This window comes from Cohnella caldifontis (genome assembly GCF_029360585.1).
GTDB classification, from domain to species: Bacteria; Bacillota; Bacilli; order Paenibacillales; family Paenibacillaceae; genus Cohnella; species Cohnella caldifontis.
In genome coordinates this window covers 208,781-226,807 of sequence record NZ_JAQZSJ010000005.1, presented here as the reverse complement: position 1 = coordinate 226,807, position 18,027 = coordinate 208,781, and the positions used below count along the sequence as shown (strand labels likewise).

Below are 18,027 nucleotides of genomic sequence, written 5' to 3'. Positions count from 1 at the left end.
ATGGAAAAGACGAGTCCCGAAAAGTTGGCGGCGATCAAACTTCACCTGCGGCAATCGGGCGGATATGCCGGCAAGCCGGTGGAACGAATCAGGCTGGAAATGGCCGAGACGGCCATAACCATGCCTGCGCATCCGGGCGTTAGCATCCAAGCCGAAACGATCGGCAGTCTGTACGGCGAATGGATTCGGCCCGCCGATCTGAACGCGAACATGGAGCGCCGGGCGATTCTGTATTTCCATGGCGGAGGCTTCGTCTCGGGCACCTGCGCGTTTTACCGGGATCTCGGCTCCAGAATCGCGCTCGCCGGCGGAGCGAAAATGCTGATCCCCGAATACCGCCTCGCTCCCGAATTTCCGTATCCCGCCGCCAACGAGGACTGCCTGCTCGCCTATCGGTGGCTCTTGGCGCACGGCTACGCGCCCCGGGATATCGTGTTCGGGGGAGATTCGGTCGGGGGAAGCCTCGCGCTGATGACTATGCTCGCCTTGCGGGATCACGGGGAGCCGCTTCCTTCTGGCGCGTTCCTCCTCTCCCCCCATGCCGATCTCGTCCACCTGGACGGCGAATCGTATCGAACCCGGGCGGAGACCGATCCGACGGGCAGCCTGGAAGCCAGCCGGAGAATATTGGACGATTACTTGGGCGCCCATCGGGAAGAAGTCCCGCTGCTATCGCCGCTTCGGATGAATTTGGAGGCGTTGCCCGGCTTGTTGATCCAGGTCGGCGGCCACGAGGTGCTGCTGAGCGACGCCGAGCGGTTGGCGGATCGGGCGCGGGCCGCGGGCGTCCCGGTCGAACTGGAAGTTTGGGAGGGCATGTGGAGCGTCTTTCAATTTCTTGGCGGCCTGCTTCCGGAAGCGCGTCAAGCGATCGCGAATATCGGAGGGTTCGTCCAGTCGAGGCTGGCGCCATAAGGAAAAGACAGGCATCCGCCAATCCGCCTTCCCGGCGGCCGCCGGATGCCTGTCCGTTATCGGGTGCTTCTATCCGTTGTCCGTGGCGTTTAAGGTTGTTTGAATCATGGAATCATTTTAGCGAACGATTAATTATGTGCCACGAATTGACACTCCCGAAAAGTTCCATCTATAGTAAAACGGACGGCAACCAATCCATTCTACAAGGAGAAAACACATTCCATGGTGGAACTAGCGGATTTGAAAGAAACCTTCAAGAAACTTGAGGATAAAAAGCGTATCATCTGGGGAACGGGCTCCTCGGGAAAAGATATTTTAAATTTCGTTTTTCCACTGGGAATCAGCTACTTTGTAGATAACAATTCGAGTCGATGGGATCAAACGGTATTCGACGACTTCCGCTGTTATTCTCCGGACACACTGCTCGCCGAAAACCCTGATCACATCGCCATCATCGTAGCCAGCGAGTTCTATACCGAAATAAACCGTCAACTAACGGACATGGGATTTTGCGAAAACGTTCATTACTTTAACGGGCTCAATATCCTTCGACCCCTCGTCGGAAAATTCGTTCCCGGTCATTTCCATTCGCCCATTCCATCATTACCCGACATTCTCTCGAGGAAAAGCCAAATTTTTCAGAGTGAACCTCCCCTGGGAATTCCGCTTTACGAAAACGAACAAGTCGAGTTATTTACCGCTCTCAAAACGTACTGGAATCAAACCCCATTCCCCGCTCAAAAATCCGAAGATCATAGGTACTATTATGACAATCATTTTTTTCAGTTTTGGGACGCCAACGTTATGCATTCCATGATCCGGCATCTGAAACCAGGGAAAATCGTCGAAGTCGGCTGCGGCTATTCATCTGCTGCGATTCTGGATACCACCGAGAAACATTTTGGCGGCTCGATCGACTGTACCTTCATCGAGCCTTATCCGGATCGCTTCTTGAGCCTGATTAAACTTACAAATGATTACAAACTGATTCCTTCCATCGTTCAGGAAGTTCCGTTACACCTATTCGAAGAATTGTCTGAGCACGAAATCCTTTCCTTTGATACTTCCCATATTTCCAAAATCGGAAGCGACGTCAACCACTTCATCTTCGAAATTTTGCCGCGGCTTCAAAAAGGGGTAGTCGTACACATCCACGATGTCTTATATCCGTTTGAATATCCGATCAGTTGGATTCAGGATTATACGTATTGGAACGAAGCTTATCTCCTACGCGCGTTTTTGCAGAACAACGCTTGTTATAAGATCAAATTATGGCCGGATTATTTGTCAATTCGACTCCCGGAACTATTTGATAACGGCACACCGCAGGGACTGGGGAATTATAAGGGCAGTTTATGGATCGAAAAAATCGCATAACCTTGGGGGAGTGCCAAAAGACCGGAAGCTCCTCCTGTCTTTTGGCATTTTTTCCTTGCTACTCAAAACACTTACAACTTAACCGATCGGCTTGACCGGGAAACGGAGGATCGTCTTCCTGGCGGATTCTTTCGTTCTCCGAGGGTCGGACAAGTAAATCTCATGGTGGAAAATCCCCTGTTCAAGCCCGTTGTGCGCGTATCCATGCCGCTCCATGAACGCATGGGCTTTCTCCATGGTTTCCGGCTCCGTGCGGTAGGGTCCCGTATGCAGCACTTGAACGCAGACGCCTTCCCGGATTCTCTCGAACGCCACGCGGGCGATCGGTTCCAAGTCCTTCTTCTTCTCAGCCGCGAGGGTTCGCGCCGTTTCCGCCAGCTTTCCGTCCACGAAATCGGGCATGCGGATCAGCAGCTTCCAGCACCACTCCTCGCGCGGAACCTCGTGAACTTGCTTCCCGGCGTCCGCCCACCACCAAAACCCCTCGAGCTTCGATACAGTAAAGTCGCGATCCACCTTCTTGCAAAGCCCCTTCACTCCGTATGCCACGCTGTACAGCGCCTCTACGGCATTCGCGAATACGTCGCCGTCCGGCGATCCCCGATCTTCGATCGTCAAATAAGGAAGTTCCGGGAATTCCGCGAGCGCAGGTTCATCCGTAGCCGAATAATAAGCTTTGTCCGTTTTCGCCATATCGAGTTTCATCTTCATTCTCCTTTTTTCTCCGATTTCACCTCCATTATAAAAAGACTTCCCTGACAACAAGCCTGTCAGGGAAGTTCGGCAGATTCATAAAATGCCGCAAGATCACGGGCGAGTTCCGACAGGGCTTTGCGCAAGGACGCCGGTTCGACGACCCTGACCCCTTGACCGAACGACAAGAGAAGATACGGCATGTACTTCATCATCGTTTCCTGCGGTAGGGAAAATCGGGCTTCCCGGTCGGCGCGTTCGGCGACATATTTCCGAAGGAACCATTGATTGCAAATTTGATCCAGGATGGACTCGTTGCCGCTGCGAAGGATGACGGTGACCGGAGCACCCTCCGTTTCCGGCTCGGGTACGCTCCGGAGATAGGCTTCCCGTACCGAATAACGTTCGGGTCTTTCAAACGTCTCGCCCGTGAATTCGGCCTCGCGGACCCGATCCACCCGGAATATCCGTTCCGCTTGGCGCAAATGGCAATAGGCGGCCAAGTACCACGCGTTCAACCGGAATAAGAGACCGTATGGATTCACGAGACGTTCCGACGTTTCGCCGCGTTCGGACTTCGCATACCGGATGGATACCGTTTGGCGTTCCGTCACGGCTTGTTCCAGCCGTTTCAGCACCGGGCCCACGGAGGAACGGGACATATGCGGAATCGCGTCGATCGCGCTCGTCTGGCGTTTCAATTCTTCCCGCTCGGCTTCCTGCAGCCGGTGATCGATCTTCCGCAGCGCGGATTGCAGCGAATCGGCATAGGGATAATCCGCCTGCCGGGTCCACAAGAGGCTGTGGAACATCGCTTTCAGCTCCGTCCGGTCGAAAAACAACGGGACGCCGTCGTCGAAGGAAGGAAGCAGCCGGAAGCCTCCGCCGTGTCCGGGTTCGGATACGATGGGAGCGCCGCTGGCGCAAAGCGCGTCGATATAACGGTAGACCGTCCGAACGCTGATTTCCAGCTTGTCGGCCATTTGTTCCGCCGTCATTTTGGCGCCCGTATTCAATAGCCACAGGACGGACAGGACGTTATCCAATCTCGGCATGATGACGTTACTTCGCTTCGTACCAGTTGGAGCCGAAACTGACGTCGGCCTTCAGCGGAACGTCCAGCCGGATTGCCGTTTCCATTACCTGGGGGACGAGCGCCTTCATCGTCTCGAATTCTTCTTCCGGCACCTCGAACACCAATTCGTCGTGTACCTGCAGCAGCATCCGGCTCTTCATGCCGCGGTCGTGCAGCGCTTCGTCCATGCGGATCATGGCCAGCTTGATGATGTCGGCGGCGGTCCCCTGGATCGGGGTGTTCATGGCCGTGCGCTCGGCGAAGGATCGGAGGTTGAAATTCGACGCCCGGATGTCCGGCAGGTAGCGGCGGCGCTCCAGCAGCGTCGTGACGTAGCCGTCCCGGCGCGCTTGCTCCACGATTTCGTCCATGTACCGACGGACGCCCCGGAACACGCTGAAATATTGTTCGATAAACGCGGCGGCTTCCTTGCGCGTGATGTTCAGGTTCTGCGACAGCCCGTAATCGCTGATCCCGTACACGATGCCGAAGTTGACCGCTTTGGCGGAGCGGCGCATGTTCGCGTCGACCTGCTCCTTCGGGACGCCGAATACGTCCATCGCGGTTTTCGTATGGATGTCCATCTCCTGGAGGAACGCTTCTTTCAGCCGTTCGTCGCCGGAAATATGCGCGAGCACGCGCAGCTCGATCTGCGAGTAGTCCGCCGCCAGGATGCGCCAGCCCGGCTTCGACGGCACGAACGCCTTGCGGATCTGGCGTCCTTCTTCCAGCCGGATCGGGATGTTCTGCAGGTTCGGATACTGGCTGGACAGCCGTCCCGTAGCCGCGATCGTCTGGCGGTAAAAGGTATGGATTTTGCCGCCGGTGTCCTCGCGGATTTCCTTCGTCAGTCCTTCGATGTACGTCGACTGCAGCTTCGCCAGCTGCCGGTAATGCAGGATCAGCCGGACGATCTCGTGATACGGCTCCAGCTTCTCTAACACCTCGGCGTCCGTCGAGTAGCCGGTTTTGTTCTTTTTGATGACCGGCAGGCCGAGCTTGTCGAACAGGATTTCCCCCAGCTGCTTCGGAGATCCGATGTTGAACTCGGTGCCCGCCAGCTTGTAAATTTCGGCTACGATTTCCTCGATACGCCGCTGGAATTCCTTGCCGAGCTCCTGCAAAGCTGCGCCTTCGCACTTGATGCCCTGCAGCTCCATCTGCGCCAGCACGCGGGACAACGGATGCTCCAGCTCGAAATAAAGCTTATGCATGCCGAGCTTCTCCAGCTCGTCCCGCAGCACCGGATCCAGCCGGCGGACGGCGTCGGCTTTCGCGGCCAGATGGGCGGCCAGCTCTTCCTCCGGCGGCACTTTGAACTTGGCGCCTTTGCCGTACACGGCCTCATCCGAAGGAACGGACGGCAAGCCGTGGCGCTGCAGCAAGCCGGCGAGCGAAGGATCCGCTTCGGTCGGGTCGAGCAAATAGGCCGCGAGCTGCACGTCGAACGCCTGTCCGCTCAGCGGATACCCGGCATGCCCCAGCACGAGCTCCGCACGGTGCAGATCATACCCGGTCTTGGGCGCGGCGGCGTCCGCAAGCCAAGCCCGAAGCGGCTCCGCCCGATCCGATTTCAGCTGCGGGAACGCCAGCACGTAACAGGCGGAACCCGCGGCGATCGCAAGGCCGATGCCCTCGGCCAGATGCGGGTTGTCTCCCGCGGCCTCGACCAGCAGGGCCTCCGCCTGCGGGAGGGCTGCGGTCAGCCGCTCCCATCCGTCCGCTTCGTCCCCAACGACGACGACCTCGTATTCGGCCGCCTTCGTCCGCTCACCCGCGGAAGCGCCGTCCGCGCCGCCGAGATCCAGTCGGTCCAACAGCGACTTGAACTCCAGCTTCCGCAAGGAAGCCGCGAGCTCCGCGGGATCGTAGCCGTCCCACTTCGCGTCGTCGACGGTTTTGTCCAGCGGCACCTCGCGGTAGATCGTCGCCAGCTTTTTGCTCATTCTGGCGTTATCGACGTTGCTTTCGATATTTTCCTTCAGCTTGCCTTTCAAGTTCCCGAGGTTGTCCAGCACGTTCTCCACGGAGCCGTATTCGTGCAGCAGCTTCAGCGCGGTCTTCTCCCCGACCCCCGGCACGCCGGGGATGTTGTCGCTGGGGTCTCCCATCAACCCTTTCAGGTCGATGATCTGCAAAGGCTTCAGCCCATAACGGGCGTCCACGTCGGCCGGCGTGTATCTCTCCACCTCGCTGACCCCCTTGCGGGTCAGGAGCACGGTCACGTTGTCGGAGGCGAGCTGCAGCAAGTCCTTATCCCCGGAAACGACGACGACCTGGCGGTCCTGCTCCTCCGCCAGGCGGGATAACGTTCCGATGATGTCGTCGGCCTCGTAGCCCGCCAGCTCGTACTGCGGGATGGAGAACGACTTGATCAATTCCTTGAGCACGGGAAATTGCTGCGACAGCTCGGGCGGCGTTTTCTCGCGCCCGCCCTTGTATTCCGCGTAACCTTCGTGGCGGAACGTGACTTTGCCCGCGTCGAAGGCGACGACGATATGCGTCGGCTTCTCCTCTTCCAGCACTTTGAGGAGCATCGTCGTGAATCCGAAAATCGCGTTCGTCTGAAGTCCGCTGCTGTTCGTCAGCGGCGGGATCGCGAAAAACGCCCGATACGTGATGCTGTTCCCGTCGATCAGCATCAGCTTGTCCGTACCTTTGCCCATGAACGCCTCCACCTCGCCGAATCGGCCGCTTATTATGGCAATATCATACCATAAGCGGACCGGCGCGGCATCAAATTCGGCTCAGGGAGACGATTTGCAGCGGCTGCTCGCTCGGGCGCCCGATCAAGTAACCCTGCCCGAAGTCGATGCCCATCCGGCGCACGAGCCCCAGCTCCTCCGGCGTCTCGATGCCTTCGGCCACCGTCAGGATCCGCATGCGCTTGGCGAAACGCACGAAAGTCCGGAGCATCTGCAGCTTCATCTCGTCCCGGTCCGCCTTCTGCACCAGGGAGCGGTCCAGCTTGATGTAATCCGGCCGCAGCTCGACGATCGCCTGCAGCGACGAATACCCGGCTCCGGCGTCGTCGATCGCGATCTGATACCCTTGGCTGCGGTAGTGGTTGAGCAGCTGCTTCGCTTCCTCGAAATCGTCGATCGAGCTTCGCTCCGTGATTTCGAGCACGACCTGCTGCGGCTCCAGCCCACGCGCGGCCAGCCATTGCCGCGTCTGACCGGAGACGAAGTGCGGGTCCTTCATGATCCCCGAGTGGATGTTGATGAAAATCTTCTGCTTCTCGCCGAGCTTCGGGCACGTGCGAATCGCCGTTTCCCGGGCCAACCGGTCCAGGGCGAACGAGTAGCCTTCCAGCTCCGCGCAGTGGAACAAGGTCAGCGGTCCGTCGAAGACGCCGTTCTTCGGGCAGCGCGTGAGCGCCTCATACCCGTACAATTGCCCGCTGCGCAGGTGGAAGATCGGCTGGTACGCGCTGCGGATGTCTCCGTCCCGCAAGATCCGTTCCAGTTCTTGCCCTTGCGCCGCGGCCTTTTCCGAACGGTTCACGCCCTGGAGACGGGATACCGCCTGCAGGAACGCTTCGTATAACCGTTCCCGGAGCGGCTTGTCCCCTTGTTCCGCGACGACAGCGGTCCCGAATCCCCGATCCCTCGCGGGAAGCGCCGCCGTACGGATCGGATGGACGCGCGCGGCTTCCGCCTGCAGGCATTGTTGGATCCGCCTGGCCAATCCTTCCATATAATCTTGGGGCGATTGTTTGGATTTGGCGGGGATGCCGGCGAAAATCCACAGATGGGTCCCGATCCGATGGAACACCTCCAGCTTCCCGCGGCCGGGCAGGCGGGACAGCCACGCTTCCCAGCCGACGGTCTCCTCGATCGCCTCGATCGCCGCGATCCCGGCGTTTCCTAACCCCATGCCGTTCAAATCCAATCCGACCAAGCCGAACCGGCCGGACCGGGAGATTCCCCTTTCCGGGAGCCGGTCGAACAGCCAGCCGCCTGCCGCCTCCGCATCGTCCGAATCCTGAGTCATCAAGTTCACGGGAGCCATTCCTTCCTCCATCCGCAGTTCGCCGCCGACACGAAACGCACGAAAATGACAAAATCCTTTCCCTTACTCTACAACGCCTGTGTGTGTCCGGCGTTAGCGCCGGATTAACGGAATGTTAACGGTTAACCCCGATTCGCGGCCGCGGCGGAAAACCCGCCCAGCGTCTCCCATTCCAGCGCGCTGCCGCGCTTGCCCTTGGCCGATTTCTTCAGCCGGGCGGAATACTCGGACAGCCTTTCCGGCGTCCATCCGCTCGGATCCTGGCAAGACAGCAGCGCGAGCGAAAGCGAGAGGCGCGCCTGTTCCACCGGGTCGCCGTTCCGGTCCCGAACCGGTCCTTGGGAAGGCTCGAGAAACGACACGATGCCCCGGTCGAATTCCGCCAATATTTCCTCCCCCATCCGCACGGGGTTCCCGTAGTCGATCACCGCGATGAAATCGTCCCCGCCGATATGGCCGACGAAGCTGTCGTCCGGGTTGTACTTGCGGACGACCGACTGCAGCACTTCGGAGGTGAAGCGGATGACGTCGTCCCCGCGGTGGAATCCGTATTGGTCGTTATACCATTTGAAATAATCGAGATCGGCGTAAAACACGGAAAACGGACGCCCTTCGTCCAACCGGCGGTGCAGCTCCCGGCGGATCGGCTCGTTCCCGGGCAGCCCCGTAAGCGGATTGGCCCATTGCGCGTCCGACATCCGGATGTTCGTCACCCAGTCCAGCAAAGCCGAGATCGAGACGATGCCGGCCACTTCCCCGCCCCTCGTGACGATGATCGCGTCATACAGCTTGTCCGGCTCGCGGGCCATGGCGGTCTGGGACAATTGATCCACGGGGGTGGAGATGTCGGCGATCAGCGGCTGGGCGTCCATGATTTTCGACACGGGCCTGCTGCCGTACAGCGGGAGCCCGAATTGCCGCGACAGCATCCGGTGCAGCTTGTCCTTCATCAGCATGCCGACCGGCTTGCCGTCTTCCACGATCACGAAGCCGCTGACTTCCCGATGGATCTCGAAGCTGCGGGCGATCTCCATGACCGGCGTATGCCCGGGGAACGTGATCGCGGGCTCCGCCAGCTCGGCGAGGGAGCCCGCCGATCCGCGGAACCGGCGCCGCATCTCTTGGCGGATGCGGCTCGCGACTCTCTCTTCGACGGCAGGCGGCCGCTCCGTGCCCGTTCCGATCCACGAACCTTCCCCGTATCCGATGCCGCCGGCGATCAGAACCCGGATCTGCTCTTCCCGCTCCACCCCGCCGGCGATCAGGACGAATTTCTCCTTCCTCGCCAGCGCGGAGACCGCCGCGAGCAGGCTTTCCCCGACCGCGTCCTTGGGGCCCCGGGGCAGCCATTCTTTGCCGATCCGCACGTAGTCGGGCTTCAGCGAGGCCATCCGCTCCATCGAAGCCCGATCCACGGCCATGCCGCCGAGCTCGATGCGGAAGCCTTGGGTGCGGTAATGGCGGACCGCCGCATGAAGCGTACCGGCGGGCTCGAACATTTCGTCCGTGAACGAAAGCACGACCTGCTCCGGGCGGAGTCCCGCCGCTTCCAACCGGTTCAGCGTGCCGCCCGGGTGCAGCCTCGGGTCGAATACGATCCTGGCCGACACGGGGATGAACAGTTTGACCGCCCCCGCCTCTCCCGCGGCGTTCCGGATGGCGAGCTCCCGGAACAGGCGGTCGTTGTCGTAGAGCGCGCCTTCTTCCTCGGACCGGGTGAAAAACCCGGCCGGCGTAAGCGGCATATTCGTCCGCGCATCGTATGGCATGGCCGTATAGCCGAACAACGATCCGTCCAACAAGGAGACGATAGGCGCGTAACGAACGTCTATCCCTCCGCCATGTGTCCCGGGTTGCATCCGATCCATCCGAAATCGCCTCCGACTGTCACGGCAAACGTGAAACTTCTAGGCCGAATTTCCTATTTCTTTCAATCTAGCACTCCCATGTACGAGCCGTGTCGAAAGGATGTTAACGCGATGTTAAAAGACCCGAAAAAAACGGAAAAGCCGCAAGCGGAACCTCCGCTGCGGCTGCTTCCCCGTCAGTTCAACTCCGGCCGTTTGCCCGTCGCCAGATAAACGACGCTTTCCCCGATATTGGTGGCGTGGTCGGCGATCCGCTCGATGTACCGCGCCGTGAAGGACAGCAGCATCGCTTGGCCGATCGTTCCGGAGTCGCCGGCCATGATGGCGGCCAAATCCCGGAACACCGTCCCGCACAAGGCGTCAACCTCGTCGTCGTCCTTGGCCATCTTGAGGGCCAAATCCACGTTCTCTTCGTTATAGGCCCGGATCGACTCCGCGATCATGCCCCGAACGATGTCCGCCATGCGGGGCAGGTCGATCAGCGGTTTGACCAGCTGCTGCCCCTCCAGCCGGATCGCCGCTTTGGCGACGTCCACGGACAAATCGCCCATCCGCTCCAGATCGGAAGCGATCGTGATCCCGGCCAAAATGCGGCGGAGATCCTTCGCGACCGGCTGCTGCGTGGCGATCAGCCTGGCGGCGGCTTCGTCGATTTGTTCCTCGATTTGATTCAGGCGCAGGTCGTCCGCCAACACTTTCCGCGCGAGGTTCATATCCAGGTTCGTCAAGGCGGTCATGGATTCGCGGAGCGCGCGCTCCACCCGCCCCCCCATTTCGCCCAGCCAATCCTGAATTTGCTTCAGGCCGTCATCCAGCTCTTTCCGCACCACCATCTACGCCATCTCTCCCTCTTCCGCCGGCCATCCGCTCAGCCGAACCGGCCCGAAATATAATCGTCCGTCGCCCGGTTCGACGGATTCGTGAACATTTTCTGCGTCTCGTCGTACTCGATCAAATCGCCCATCAGGAAAAAAGCGGTTTTGTCGGAGACGCGGGCCGCTTGGTACATGTTATGCGTGACGATCACGATCGAGTAGTCCCGTTTCAGCTCCGCGATCAGCTCTTCGATTTTCGCCGTGGACACGGGGTCGAGCGCCGAAGCCGGCTCGTCCATGAGCAGGATGGAAGGTTGGACCGCGATCGACCTGGCGATGCAGAGCCGCTGCTGCTGGCCGCCGGACAAGGCGAGGGCCGAGCCGTGCAGCCGGTCCTTCACCTCGTCCCAGAGCGCGGTTTTGCGCAGGCTGCTCTCGACGATTTCGTCCAGATTGCGCTTGTCCTTGACGCCGTGGTAACGGGGGCCGAACGCGATGTTCTCGTAAATGGACTTATGGAACGGGTTCGGTTTCTGCCAGACCATGCCGATCTTCTGGCGAAGCCGGACGACGTCGGTGGACGGATCGTTGATATCGCGGCCGCCGATCCGGATCTCCCCTTCGACTCTCGCCCCGGGGATGACGTCGTTCATCCGGTTGAGCGACCGCAGGAACGTCGATTTTCCGCAGCCGGAAGGGCCGATGAACGCGACGACCTGTCGCTCGGGGAAGGTGATGCTGACTTTTTTAATCGCCTGCTTCTCGCCGTAGAAAACCGACAAATCTTTCGTGTAAAACGCGGTGTCGCTCATGGTAACCTCCCGTTTCTACTTCGTCGCCGTAAATTTGCGGTAGATCGCGCGGCCCAGCCAGCGGGCCCCGAAGTTGAACAGCAGCACGACGATGATCAGCACGGCCGAAGCGCCGGCCGCGATCTCCGGAGCGTCGGGCGCCCGTCCTTCGCTGTTGATTTTCCAAATATGCACCGCCAGCGTCTCCGCCGGACGGAACGGATTCAGGGGGGAATGGGAATCCAGCGGATTCCAGTTGCCGAAATCCAGCCTCGGCGTCGTCATGCCGGCCGTGAAGAGCAGCGCCGCCGCTTCGCCGAATACGCGCCCGGCGGCCAGGATCGTGCCGGTCAAAATCGCCGGGAAAGCCATCGGCAGCATGATGGACGAGATCGTTTTCCAACGCGAAAGTCCAAGCGCCAAACCCGCTTCCTTCTGCTCCCGCGGAACGCCGTTCAGCGCCTGTTCCGTCACCCGTACCATGAGCGGCAGGTTAAAGACGGTGAGCGCCAGCGCGCCGGCGGCAAGCGAATATTTCATATGGAAGAGGTTGACGAACACGAGCAAACCGAACAAACCGATGACGATCGAAGGAAAAGAGGACAGCACCTCGACCACGAGACGGATAAACGCGGTCAACTGGTTGGCTTTGGCGTACTGGCTCATATAGATGCCCGCTCCGATGCCCAGCGGGATCGTGATCAGCATGGTGAGAATGAGCAAATACAACGAATTGAACAGCTGGGGCCCGATTCCGCCGCCCGCCTTGATCGATTGCGGAGGCGAGGTCAGGAAGTGCCAGCTGATATGGCTGAGTCCCCGGAATAGCAGGTAGGCGATCAAGCCGACCAGTACCAGCATGATCAGGCTCGCCATGCCGATGATGACGCCCGTGGCGACTCGATCCGCGGCTCTCGCTTTCATCGCTTGGCCCTCCTTTCCAGAAACCGAACGGCAAAGACGAACAGGAAGGTCATCATCAGCAGGATGAGCGCGAGGCTCCACAAGGTGTTATTGTGCAGCGAGCCTCCGATCGTGTTGCCCATTTCCAGCGTAATGATGCTCGTCAGCGTCGCGGCGGACTGCAGCAAGGATGTCGGAACGAAAGGCGCGTTGCCGATGACCATCTGCACGGCGAGCGCCTCCCCGAACGCGCGGGAAATGCCGAGCACGATCCCGGTCAGCAGCGAAGGCAGCGTCGTGGGCAGAATCAAGCGGTAAATCGTCTGCCAGCGGGTCGCCCCCAACGCGAAGGACCCCTCCTTCAGCCCGGCCGGAAGCGTATGGAGCGCGTCCGTGGCGATCGAAGTGATCGTCGGCAAAATCATGATGGACAAGACGAGCGATCCGGCCAAAATGCCGTAACCTTGGCCTTCGAAAACTTCCCGCAGGAACGGCACGATGACGGACAATCCGACGAAGCCGTATACGACGGAAGGGATGCCGGCGAGCAGCTCGATGGCCGGTTGGAGAACGGTGCGTCCCAGCTTCGGGGCGATCTGCGTCATGAAGACGGCGGCGCAAAATCCGAACGGCGACGCGATCGCGGCCGCAAGGAACGAGACGTAAGCCGAACCCGCGAGGAACGGCAGCGCGCCGAATAAGGCCGGTTCGCCCTCGGGTTTCCACACGCGTCCGAACAGCAGGTCCGAAAACCGGATCGCTCCGCTGACGAACGGAGTCAAGCCTTTGGACGCGATGAACCATACGATGGAGAAAATCGTAACGACAAGCAGGGCGACGCAGGCGTAGGCGTACAACCTGCCGATCCATTCTTCTCGTTTATGCTGCGGGAAACGAGCCACCCGGTCGCCAGCCGCCTCTACTGACCGGACAGGTGCGTTCATACGGACTCTCCTTTAACGGCAAAGCAGAGGCCGACATTCGTCAGCCTCTTGCCGATTGTGATAAATTCTCAGGTGCGATTCATGATTACTTGTTGGTCACGTTGCCGTTTACGTCCCGGACCACCTTCATTTGGCTCGTCGGGATGTAGCCGCCGTCGATGACGTCTTTTTCGGCTTCAGGGGAAAGCATGTAATCCAGGAAGGCTTTCACGACCGGGCTCGGTTCGCCCTTCGTGTACATATGCTCGTAAGCCCAGACCGGATACTTGCCGCTCGCCACGTTGTCAACGTTCGCTTCTACGCCTTCGTACTTCACGGCTTTCACCGTGTCGTCCAGGTAGGACAGAGCGAGATAGCCGATGGCTCCCGGCGTTTCGGCAACCATTTTCTTGACGTTGCCGGAGGAATCGTCCTGGATGGAGCCCGGAAGGTCTTGGGAAGGACCGCCCAGCGCGAAATTCTCGAACGTTTTGCGGGTACCGGAGCTTGCCGTGCGATGGACGATGACGATTTTCTGGTCAGCGCCGCCGACGTCTTTCCAGTTCGTGACTTTGCCGGAGAAAATATCGTTCAGTTGCTGCTTCGTCAAGTTGTCTACGCCGGTCTGCGGGTTGACGACGGTCGCCATCGCGACGACCGCGACTTGGTGGTCGACCAGTTCCTTCGCTTTGTCGGCATCCGCGTCTTTGAACTTCTCTTCCGCGAAAATATCGGAGTTGCCGATATCGACTTGACCGGCTTGCACTTGCGTCAGGCCGCCGCCGCTGCCGCCGCCTTGCACTTGCACGCTGATATCTTTATATTTCTCGTCGTCCATGAACTTCGCGGCGACGGCTTCCACCAGAGGCTGGAGAGCGGTCGAACCGGCTGCGAGAATCGTTCCGCTGAGCGCTTCTCCGCTTGCGGGAGCCGAGCTTTCGGCCGAAGAGCCAGGGCTTGGGCTGTCGCTGCTTGCTCCGGCGCCGCCGCTTTCGGTGTTGTTCTTGCCGCACGCCGCGAGCGTAAACGCGACGACCAACGTCAGGATCAGTACGATAGACTTTCTCATCATGTCGATAATCCCCTTCCTCATGTCTGTGCTGTGTCGTTATTAAGGTCCGGATTTTCATCCGCGTCCTCTGCACATCTATGATTCTAGCGTCTCTTTTTCAGCTTCATGTGTGCGCAGTGTAAAGGCAATGTAAAATATGAATCCCGGCTACGTATTCAAATCCGGCCGTTTGCCCGTCACGAGATACACCGTGCTTTCCCCGATGTTCGTGGCGTGATCCCCGATGCGTTCGATATAGCGGCCGACGAAGCAAAGCAGCATCGATTGGGAAATGACCGCCGGATCCTTCGCCATCATCGCGAACAGCTCGCTCAGGATCTGGCTGTATAGCGCATCGACCTCATGGTCGTCTTTGTCCAGCTTATAGGCGAGATCCACGTTTTGCTCCAGATAGGAACGGACGGAGCCCGAGATCATGGAGCATACCATTTCCGCGAGTTTCGGAAGATCGATCAGCGGCTTGATCAGCTGCTGGCCTTCCAACCGGAGCACGACCTTGGCGATATCGACGGCCAAGTCGCCCATCCGCTCCAGATCGCTGCTGATCTTGAGTCCCGCCAAGATGTTGCGCAAGTCTTTGGCGACCGGTTGCTGCGTCGCCATCAGCTTGGCGCCGATTTCGGTAATCTGCATTTCCATCGCGTTCAATTCCGAATCCGAAGCGATGATCCTTCTGGCTTCCAGGACGTCGAGCGATTTCAGCGCGTCCATGGACTCGGTGAGCGCCCTCTCCACGCGGCGTCCCATTTCGACGAGCAGCCGCTGCATGTCTCCGAGCCCTTGGTCGAGCTCCCTTCGTTTAATCATCGTGCGTCTCCCTCCCGCTTCATTCTTGTTGGATCAGCCGAACCGTCCGCTGATGTAATCTTCCGTGCGCTGGTCCTGGGGATTGGAGAACAGCTTTTCCGTTTCGGCGTATTCCACGACCTCGCCGTTCAGGAAGAACACGGTCTGGTTGGAGACGCGCGCGGCTTGGTGCATGTTGTGGGTGACCATCACGATCGTGTACTTGGCTTTCAGCTCCTGCGCCAGCTCTTCGATTTTCAAGGTGGAAATCGGGTCGAGCGCGGACGTCGCTTCGTCCATGAGCAGAACGTCGGGCTCCACGGCCAGCGCCCTGGCGATGCACAAGCGTTGCTGCTGGCCGCCGGATAAGCTGAGCGCGGACCGTTTGAGGTGATCTTTCACTTCATTCCAGAGCGCCGCGCCGCGCAGGCTCGATTCCACGATCTCGTCCAGTTTATGGCGTGAAGTGATGCCATGGAGCCTGGGCCCGTATGCCACGTTGTCGTATATCGACTTCGGAAACGGGTTCGGCTGCTGGAAGACCATGCCGACGTTTTTCCGGAGCGCCTCGACGTCGATGTCCTTACCGTAAATGTCGGCTCCCGCGATTTTGATGCTGCCGTGGGTGGACGTGCCGGGGATCATGTCGTTCATTCGGTTCAGCGAACGAAGCAGCGTCGATTTGCCGCAGCCCGAAGGACCGATGAAGGCCGTGATCGCTTTTTCGGGAATGTCCATCGAGATGTTCTTGAGCGCATGGAACGACCCGTAGAACAAGTTCAAGCGCTCGATTTCGATCAACGCTTGCATATTGGCACCTCCGCTTCTGCATGATTTGAAACGATTCCTATCCGCGAAATTATACTTCCGCAGTGTAAAGCGGACATGCGGGAATTGTTAACGGAATGTAAAATCAAGCCGCCTTGCGGATCCGGAAGTCCCGAACCCAAGCCGGAATCCGGAACACGACGTTGAACGCGAGCACGATGAACAGGAGCACGGCCGCCGATTTTTGCGAGATTTGCTGCGCGTCCGGCACGATCGCTTCCGACTGGACGTACCAAAGGTGAACGGCCAGCGTTTCCCCGGGGGACAGCAGATTGAAATCCCACATGACGCCGGAGGTCGTCACGCCCGCGGTCAGGATGATCACGGCGCTCTCCCCGAAAGCCCGGCCGGACGCGAGGCTGAGGCCGGTAATGATCGCGCTCATGGAAGCCGGCAAGAGCACGCGCCGGATCGTCTGCAAATGCGTGGCGCCCAGCGCGAACGACGCGTGTCTCCATTCCCGGGGAACGGCACGGATCGCTTCCTCCGTCACGCGCGTGATGACCGGAAGATTCAGGAAGGCCAGGCTGGCCGCTCCGCCGAGGATCGTGAGGCCGAGCTGGAACATTTCGACGAATAGCGCGATTCCGAACAAGCCGAAAATAATCGAAGGAACGGAGGCGAGCCCCTCGACGCAAATCCGGACCATCGCGATCCAGGCGTTGTCCGGGGCGAATTCGGCCAAATAGATGCCGGCGGCGATGCCCAGGGGGACGGCGATCACCATGGAAAGGAACAGCATGTAAAACGAGTTGAACAGCGCCGGTCCGATCCCGCCGCCTTCCTCGATCTCGCTCGGCAATCCGAACAGGAAATCCCACGTCAGGGACGGAAAACCGCGTTCCAGGATCAGCAGCAGAAGAGCGAATACGAACAAAATCACGCACAGGGCGACCGTCCAGACCGTGATCGTGAAGATGCGGTTTTTGAGGCGGTTCACGCTTTGACCCCCTTCTTCTGAAGCACCCGGATGACGACGATCATGAGCAGGGAAATGACGAGCAGCAGGAAGCCCATCAAGTACAGCGCGTAGTTCCAAGTGGAATCGAACGGAACGTTCGGGATTTGCATGACGATGTTGCTGGTCAGGACGGAGGTCGGCTTGAACAAGGAATCCGCCAGCTGCGGCGTGTTTCCGACCACCATGACGACGGCCATCGTCTCCCCGATCGCCCTCGCCATGCCGAGAATGATGCCGTACAGAATTCCGCTGCGGGCCGAAGGCAGCATGACCCGGAACACCGTCTGGAACCGGGTGGCGCCCAGCGCGTAGGAAGCGTCCTTGAATTTCGCCGGCACGGCGCTGATCGCATCGTCGCTGATCCGGCTGATCGTCGGCAGCACCATGATGCTGAGCACGATCGCGGCGGCCAATAGACCGTCGGTCAGCTGCCTGCCGGTGATGTCGCGCAGCAGCGGGATGAGTATCGTGAGGCCGAGGAAACCGTAGACGACGGAGGGGATGCCGACCAGCAAATCGAGCACCGGCCGCAGCGCGTTGCTGAGCCAGCGCGGGGCGGCTTCCGACAGGAAGACGGCGACGAAAAGCGAAATGGGCACCGAGATCGCCAGCGTTAGCGCCGTAAGCGCAACCGTTCCGAATATAAAGAGGAAGGCCCCGTACGATTCGTTTTCCGGATCCCAGTTCGTAGAGAAGAAGAACGTGCTCGCCGGTACGGAACGAAACGTGAGGATCCCCGTACGGAACATGAAAAACAAAATGGACAACAGGATCAGGCATACGAATACCGCGCTGGCCACGCAGACGATCCGGAACGACCGGTTGTAGATCCGGAGCCGGTTTTTACGGTCCAGCATCCGGCCGTTTCCGATCCGGATGCCGTTTCCCGGCTGGCCGGACACGGCCAGGGTTCGATTAGAGGCAGAGGTCGACTCGCTCACCCGCGATTCTCCTTCCCGGAATTCTCCCACGAAGAAACCAGCTTCGGACGTATCGCCGAAGCTGG

General features: G+C 59.4%; 16 protein-coding genes. 2 read left to right on the top strand and 14 right to left on the bottom strand.

All coding sequences use genetic code 11. The features are described from left to right. Both PTZ19_RS10540 and PTZ19_RS10535 read left to right on the top strand, forming a co-directional pair. Entirely contained in the window at positions 1 to 915 is a 915-nt protein-coding gene (locus PTZ19_RS10540) for an alpha/beta hydrolase (RefSeq protein WP_276354263.1), read from the top strand. Between the two features lie 222 nt (positions 916 to 1,137). Continuing rightward, positions 1,138 to 2,292 carry a class I SAM-dependent methyltransferase gene (locus PTZ19_RS10535; protein WP_276354262.1) on the top strand — a complete coding sequence of 385 codons (1,155 nt, stop codon included), beginning with the start codon at positions 1,138 to 1,140 and terminating at the stop codon, positions 2,290 to 2,292. Between the two features lie 78 nt (positions 2,293 to 2,370). Here PTZ19_RS10535 and PTZ19_RS10530 read toward each other — a convergent pair whose 3' ends face one another. The 14 genes from PTZ19_RS10530 to pstC (PTZ19_RS10465) all read right to left on the bottom strand — a co-directional run bounded on the left by PTZ19_RS10530 (position 2,371) and on the right by pstC (PTZ19_RS10465) (position 17,878). After that, positions 2,371 to 2,997: a GyrI-like domain-containing protein gene (locus tag PTZ19_RS10530; protein ID WP_276354260.1), complete on the bottom strand. Its 627-nt coding sequence runs from the start codon at positions 2,995 to 2,997 to the stop codon at positions 2,371 to 2,373. Between the two features lie 65 nt (positions 2,998 to 3,062). Next, complete coding sequence (locus tag PTZ19_RS10525; protein ID WP_276354259.1) at positions 3,063 to 4,040, bottom strand: helix-turn-helix transcriptional regulator; 978 nt, start codon at positions 4,038 to 4,040, stop codon at positions 3,063 to 3,065. A 7-nt stretch (positions 4,041 to 4,047) separates the two neighbouring features. Further along, entirely contained in the window at positions 4,048 to 6,726 is a 2,679-nt protein-coding gene (gene polA / locus PTZ19_RS10520) for a DNA polymerase I (protein WP_276354258.1), read from the bottom strand. A gap of 70 nt (positions 6,727 to 6,796) precedes the next feature. Beyond that, positions 6,797 to 8,056: an EAL domain-containing protein gene (locus PTZ19_RS10515; RefSeq protein ID WP_276354324.1), complete on the bottom strand. Its 1,260-nt coding sequence runs from the start codon at positions 8,054 to 8,056 to the stop codon at positions 6,797 to 6,799. A 140-nt stretch (positions 8,057 to 8,196) separates the two neighbouring features. Beyond that, complete coding sequence (locus tag PTZ19_RS10510) at positions 8,197 to 9,942, bottom strand: GGDEF domain-containing protein (RefSeq protein ID WP_276354257.1); 1,746 nt, start codon at positions 9,940 to 9,942, stop codon at positions 8,197 to 8,199. 176 nt (positions 9,943 to 10,118) lie between these two features. Beyond that, on the bottom strand, positions 10,119 to 10,775 hold the full coding sequence (gene phoU / locus PTZ19_RS10505) for a phosphate signaling complex protein PhoU (protein ID WP_276354255.1): 657 nt from the start codon (positions 10,773 to 10,775) through the stop codon (positions 10,119 to 10,121). Positions 10,776 to 10,810: 35 nt separating this feature from the next. Further along, positions 10,811 to 11,569 carry a phosphate ABC transporter ATP-binding protein PstB gene (gene pstB / locus PTZ19_RS10500; RefSeq protein WP_276354253.1) on the bottom strand — a complete coding sequence of 253 codons (759 nt, stop codon included), beginning with the start codon at positions 11,567 to 11,569 and terminating at the stop codon, positions 10,811 to 10,813. A 15-nt stretch (positions 11,570 to 11,584) separates the two neighbouring features. Continuing rightward, on the bottom strand, positions 11,585 to 12,472 hold the full coding sequence (gene pstA / locus PTZ19_RS10495) for a phosphate ABC transporter permease PstA (protein ID WP_276354251.1): 888 nt from the start codon (positions 12,470 to 12,472) through the stop codon (positions 11,585 to 11,587). Beyond that, positions 12,469 to 13,395, bottom strand: a complete 927-nt coding sequence (gene pstC, locus PTZ19_RS10490) for a phosphate ABC transporter permease subunit PstC (RefSeq protein WP_276354248.1) — start codon at positions 13,393 to 13,395, stop codon at positions 12,469 to 12,471. The genes pstA (PTZ19_RS10495) and pstC (PTZ19_RS10490) overlap by 4 nt, the downstream gene beginning before the upstream one ends. An 85-nt stretch (positions 13,396 to 13,480) precedes the next feature. Further along, a complete protein-coding gene (locus PTZ19_RS10485; RefSeq protein WP_422614992.1) occupies positions 13,481 to 14,443 on the bottom strand; it encodes a phosphate ABC transporter substrate-binding protein in 963 nt (320 codons plus the stop codon). A 150-nt stretch (positions 14,444 to 14,593) separates the two neighbouring features. Continuing rightward, positions 14,594 to 15,253: a phosphate signaling complex protein PhoU gene (phoU, locus tag PTZ19_RS10480; RefSeq protein ID WP_276354245.1), complete on the bottom strand. Its 660-nt coding sequence runs from the start codon at positions 15,251 to 15,253 to the stop codon at positions 14,594 to 14,596. 33 nt (positions 15,254 to 15,286) lie between these two features. Then, positions 15,287 to 16,042 carry a phosphate ABC transporter ATP-binding protein PstB gene (gene pstB, locus PTZ19_RS10475; protein WP_276354244.1) on the bottom strand — a complete coding sequence of 252 codons (756 nt, stop codon included), beginning with the start codon at positions 16,040 to 16,042 and terminating at the stop codon, positions 15,287 to 15,289. Between the two features lie 103 nt (positions 16,043 to 16,145). After that, entirely contained in the window at positions 16,146 to 17,000 is an 855-nt protein-coding gene (gene pstA, locus PTZ19_RS10470; protein WP_276354243.1) for a phosphate ABC transporter permease PstA, read from the bottom strand. After that, entirely contained in the window at positions 16,997 to 17,878 is an 882-nt protein-coding gene (gene pstC / locus PTZ19_RS10465; protein ID WP_276354321.1) for a phosphate ABC transporter permease subunit PstC, read from the bottom strand. Before pstC (PTZ19_RS10465) ends, pstA (PTZ19_RS10470) begins: the two co-directional genes overlap by 4 nt. Between the last annotated feature and the right edge of the window lie 149 nt (positions 17,879 to 18,027).

What these genes read in the sequence shown, in the direction of transcription:
- PTZ19_RS10485 (WP_422614992.1), bottom strand. Translation starts at nt 14,443, where the DNA reads ATGAGAAAGTCTATCGTACTGATCCTGACGTTGGTCGTCGCGTTTACG.
- PTZ19_RS10510 (WP_276354257.1), bottom strand. Translation starts at nt 9,942, where the DNA reads ATGGATCGGATGCAACCCGGGACACATGGCGGAGGGATAGACGTTCGT.
- pstB (WP_276354244.1), bottom strand. Translation starts at nt 16,042, where the DNA reads ATGCAAGCGTTGATCGAAATCGAGCGCTTGAACTTGTTCTACGGGTCG.
- pstB (WP_276354253.1), bottom strand. Translation starts at nt 11,569, where the DNA reads ATGAGCGACACCGCGTTTTACACGAAAGATTTGTCGGTTTTCTACGGC.
- PTZ19_RS10525 (WP_276354259.1), bottom strand. Translation starts at nt 4,040, where the DNA reads ATGCCGAGATTGGATAACGTCCTGTCCGTCCTGTGGCTATTGAATACG.
- PTZ19_RS10540 (WP_276354263.1), top strand. Translation starts at nt 1, where the DNA reads ATGGAAAAGACGAGTCCCGAAAAGTTGGCGGCGATCAAACTTCACCTG.
- PTZ19_RS10515 (WP_276354324.1), bottom strand. Translation starts at nt 8,056, where the DNA reads ATGACTCAGGATTCGGACGATGCGGAGGCGGCAGGCGGCTGGCTGTTC.
- phoU (WP_276354245.1), bottom strand. Translation starts at nt 15,253, where the DNA reads ATGATTAAACGAAGGGAGCTCGACCAAGGGCTCGGAGACATGCAGCGG.
- pstC (WP_276354321.1), bottom strand. Translation starts at nt 17,878, where the DNA reads ATGCTGGACCGTAAAAACCGGCTCCGGATCTACAACCGGTCGTTCCGG.
- pstC (WP_276354248.1), bottom strand. Translation starts at nt 13,395, where the DNA reads ATGAACGCACCTGTCCGGTCAGTAGAGGCGGCTGGCGACCGGGTGGCT.
- polA (WP_276354258.1), bottom strand. Translation starts at nt 6,726, where the DNA reads ATGGGCAAAGGTACGGACAAGCTGATGCTGATCGACGGGAACAGCATC.
- PTZ19_RS10530 (WP_276354260.1), bottom strand. Translation starts at nt 2,997, where the DNA reads ATGAAACTCGATATGGCGAAAACGGACAAAGCTTATTATTCGGCTACG.
- pstA (WP_276354251.1), bottom strand. Translation starts at nt 12,472, where the DNA reads ATGAAAGCGAGAGCCGCGGATCGAGTCGCCACGGGCGTCATCATCGGC.
- PTZ19_RS10535 (WP_276354262.1), top strand. Translation starts at nt 1,138, where the DNA reads ATGGTGGAACTAGCGGATTTGAAAGAAACCTTCAAGAAACTTGAGGAT.
- phoU (WP_276354255.1), bottom strand. Translation starts at nt 10,775, where the DNA reads ATGGTGGTGCGGAAAGAGCTGGATGACGGCCTGAAGCAAATTCAGGAT.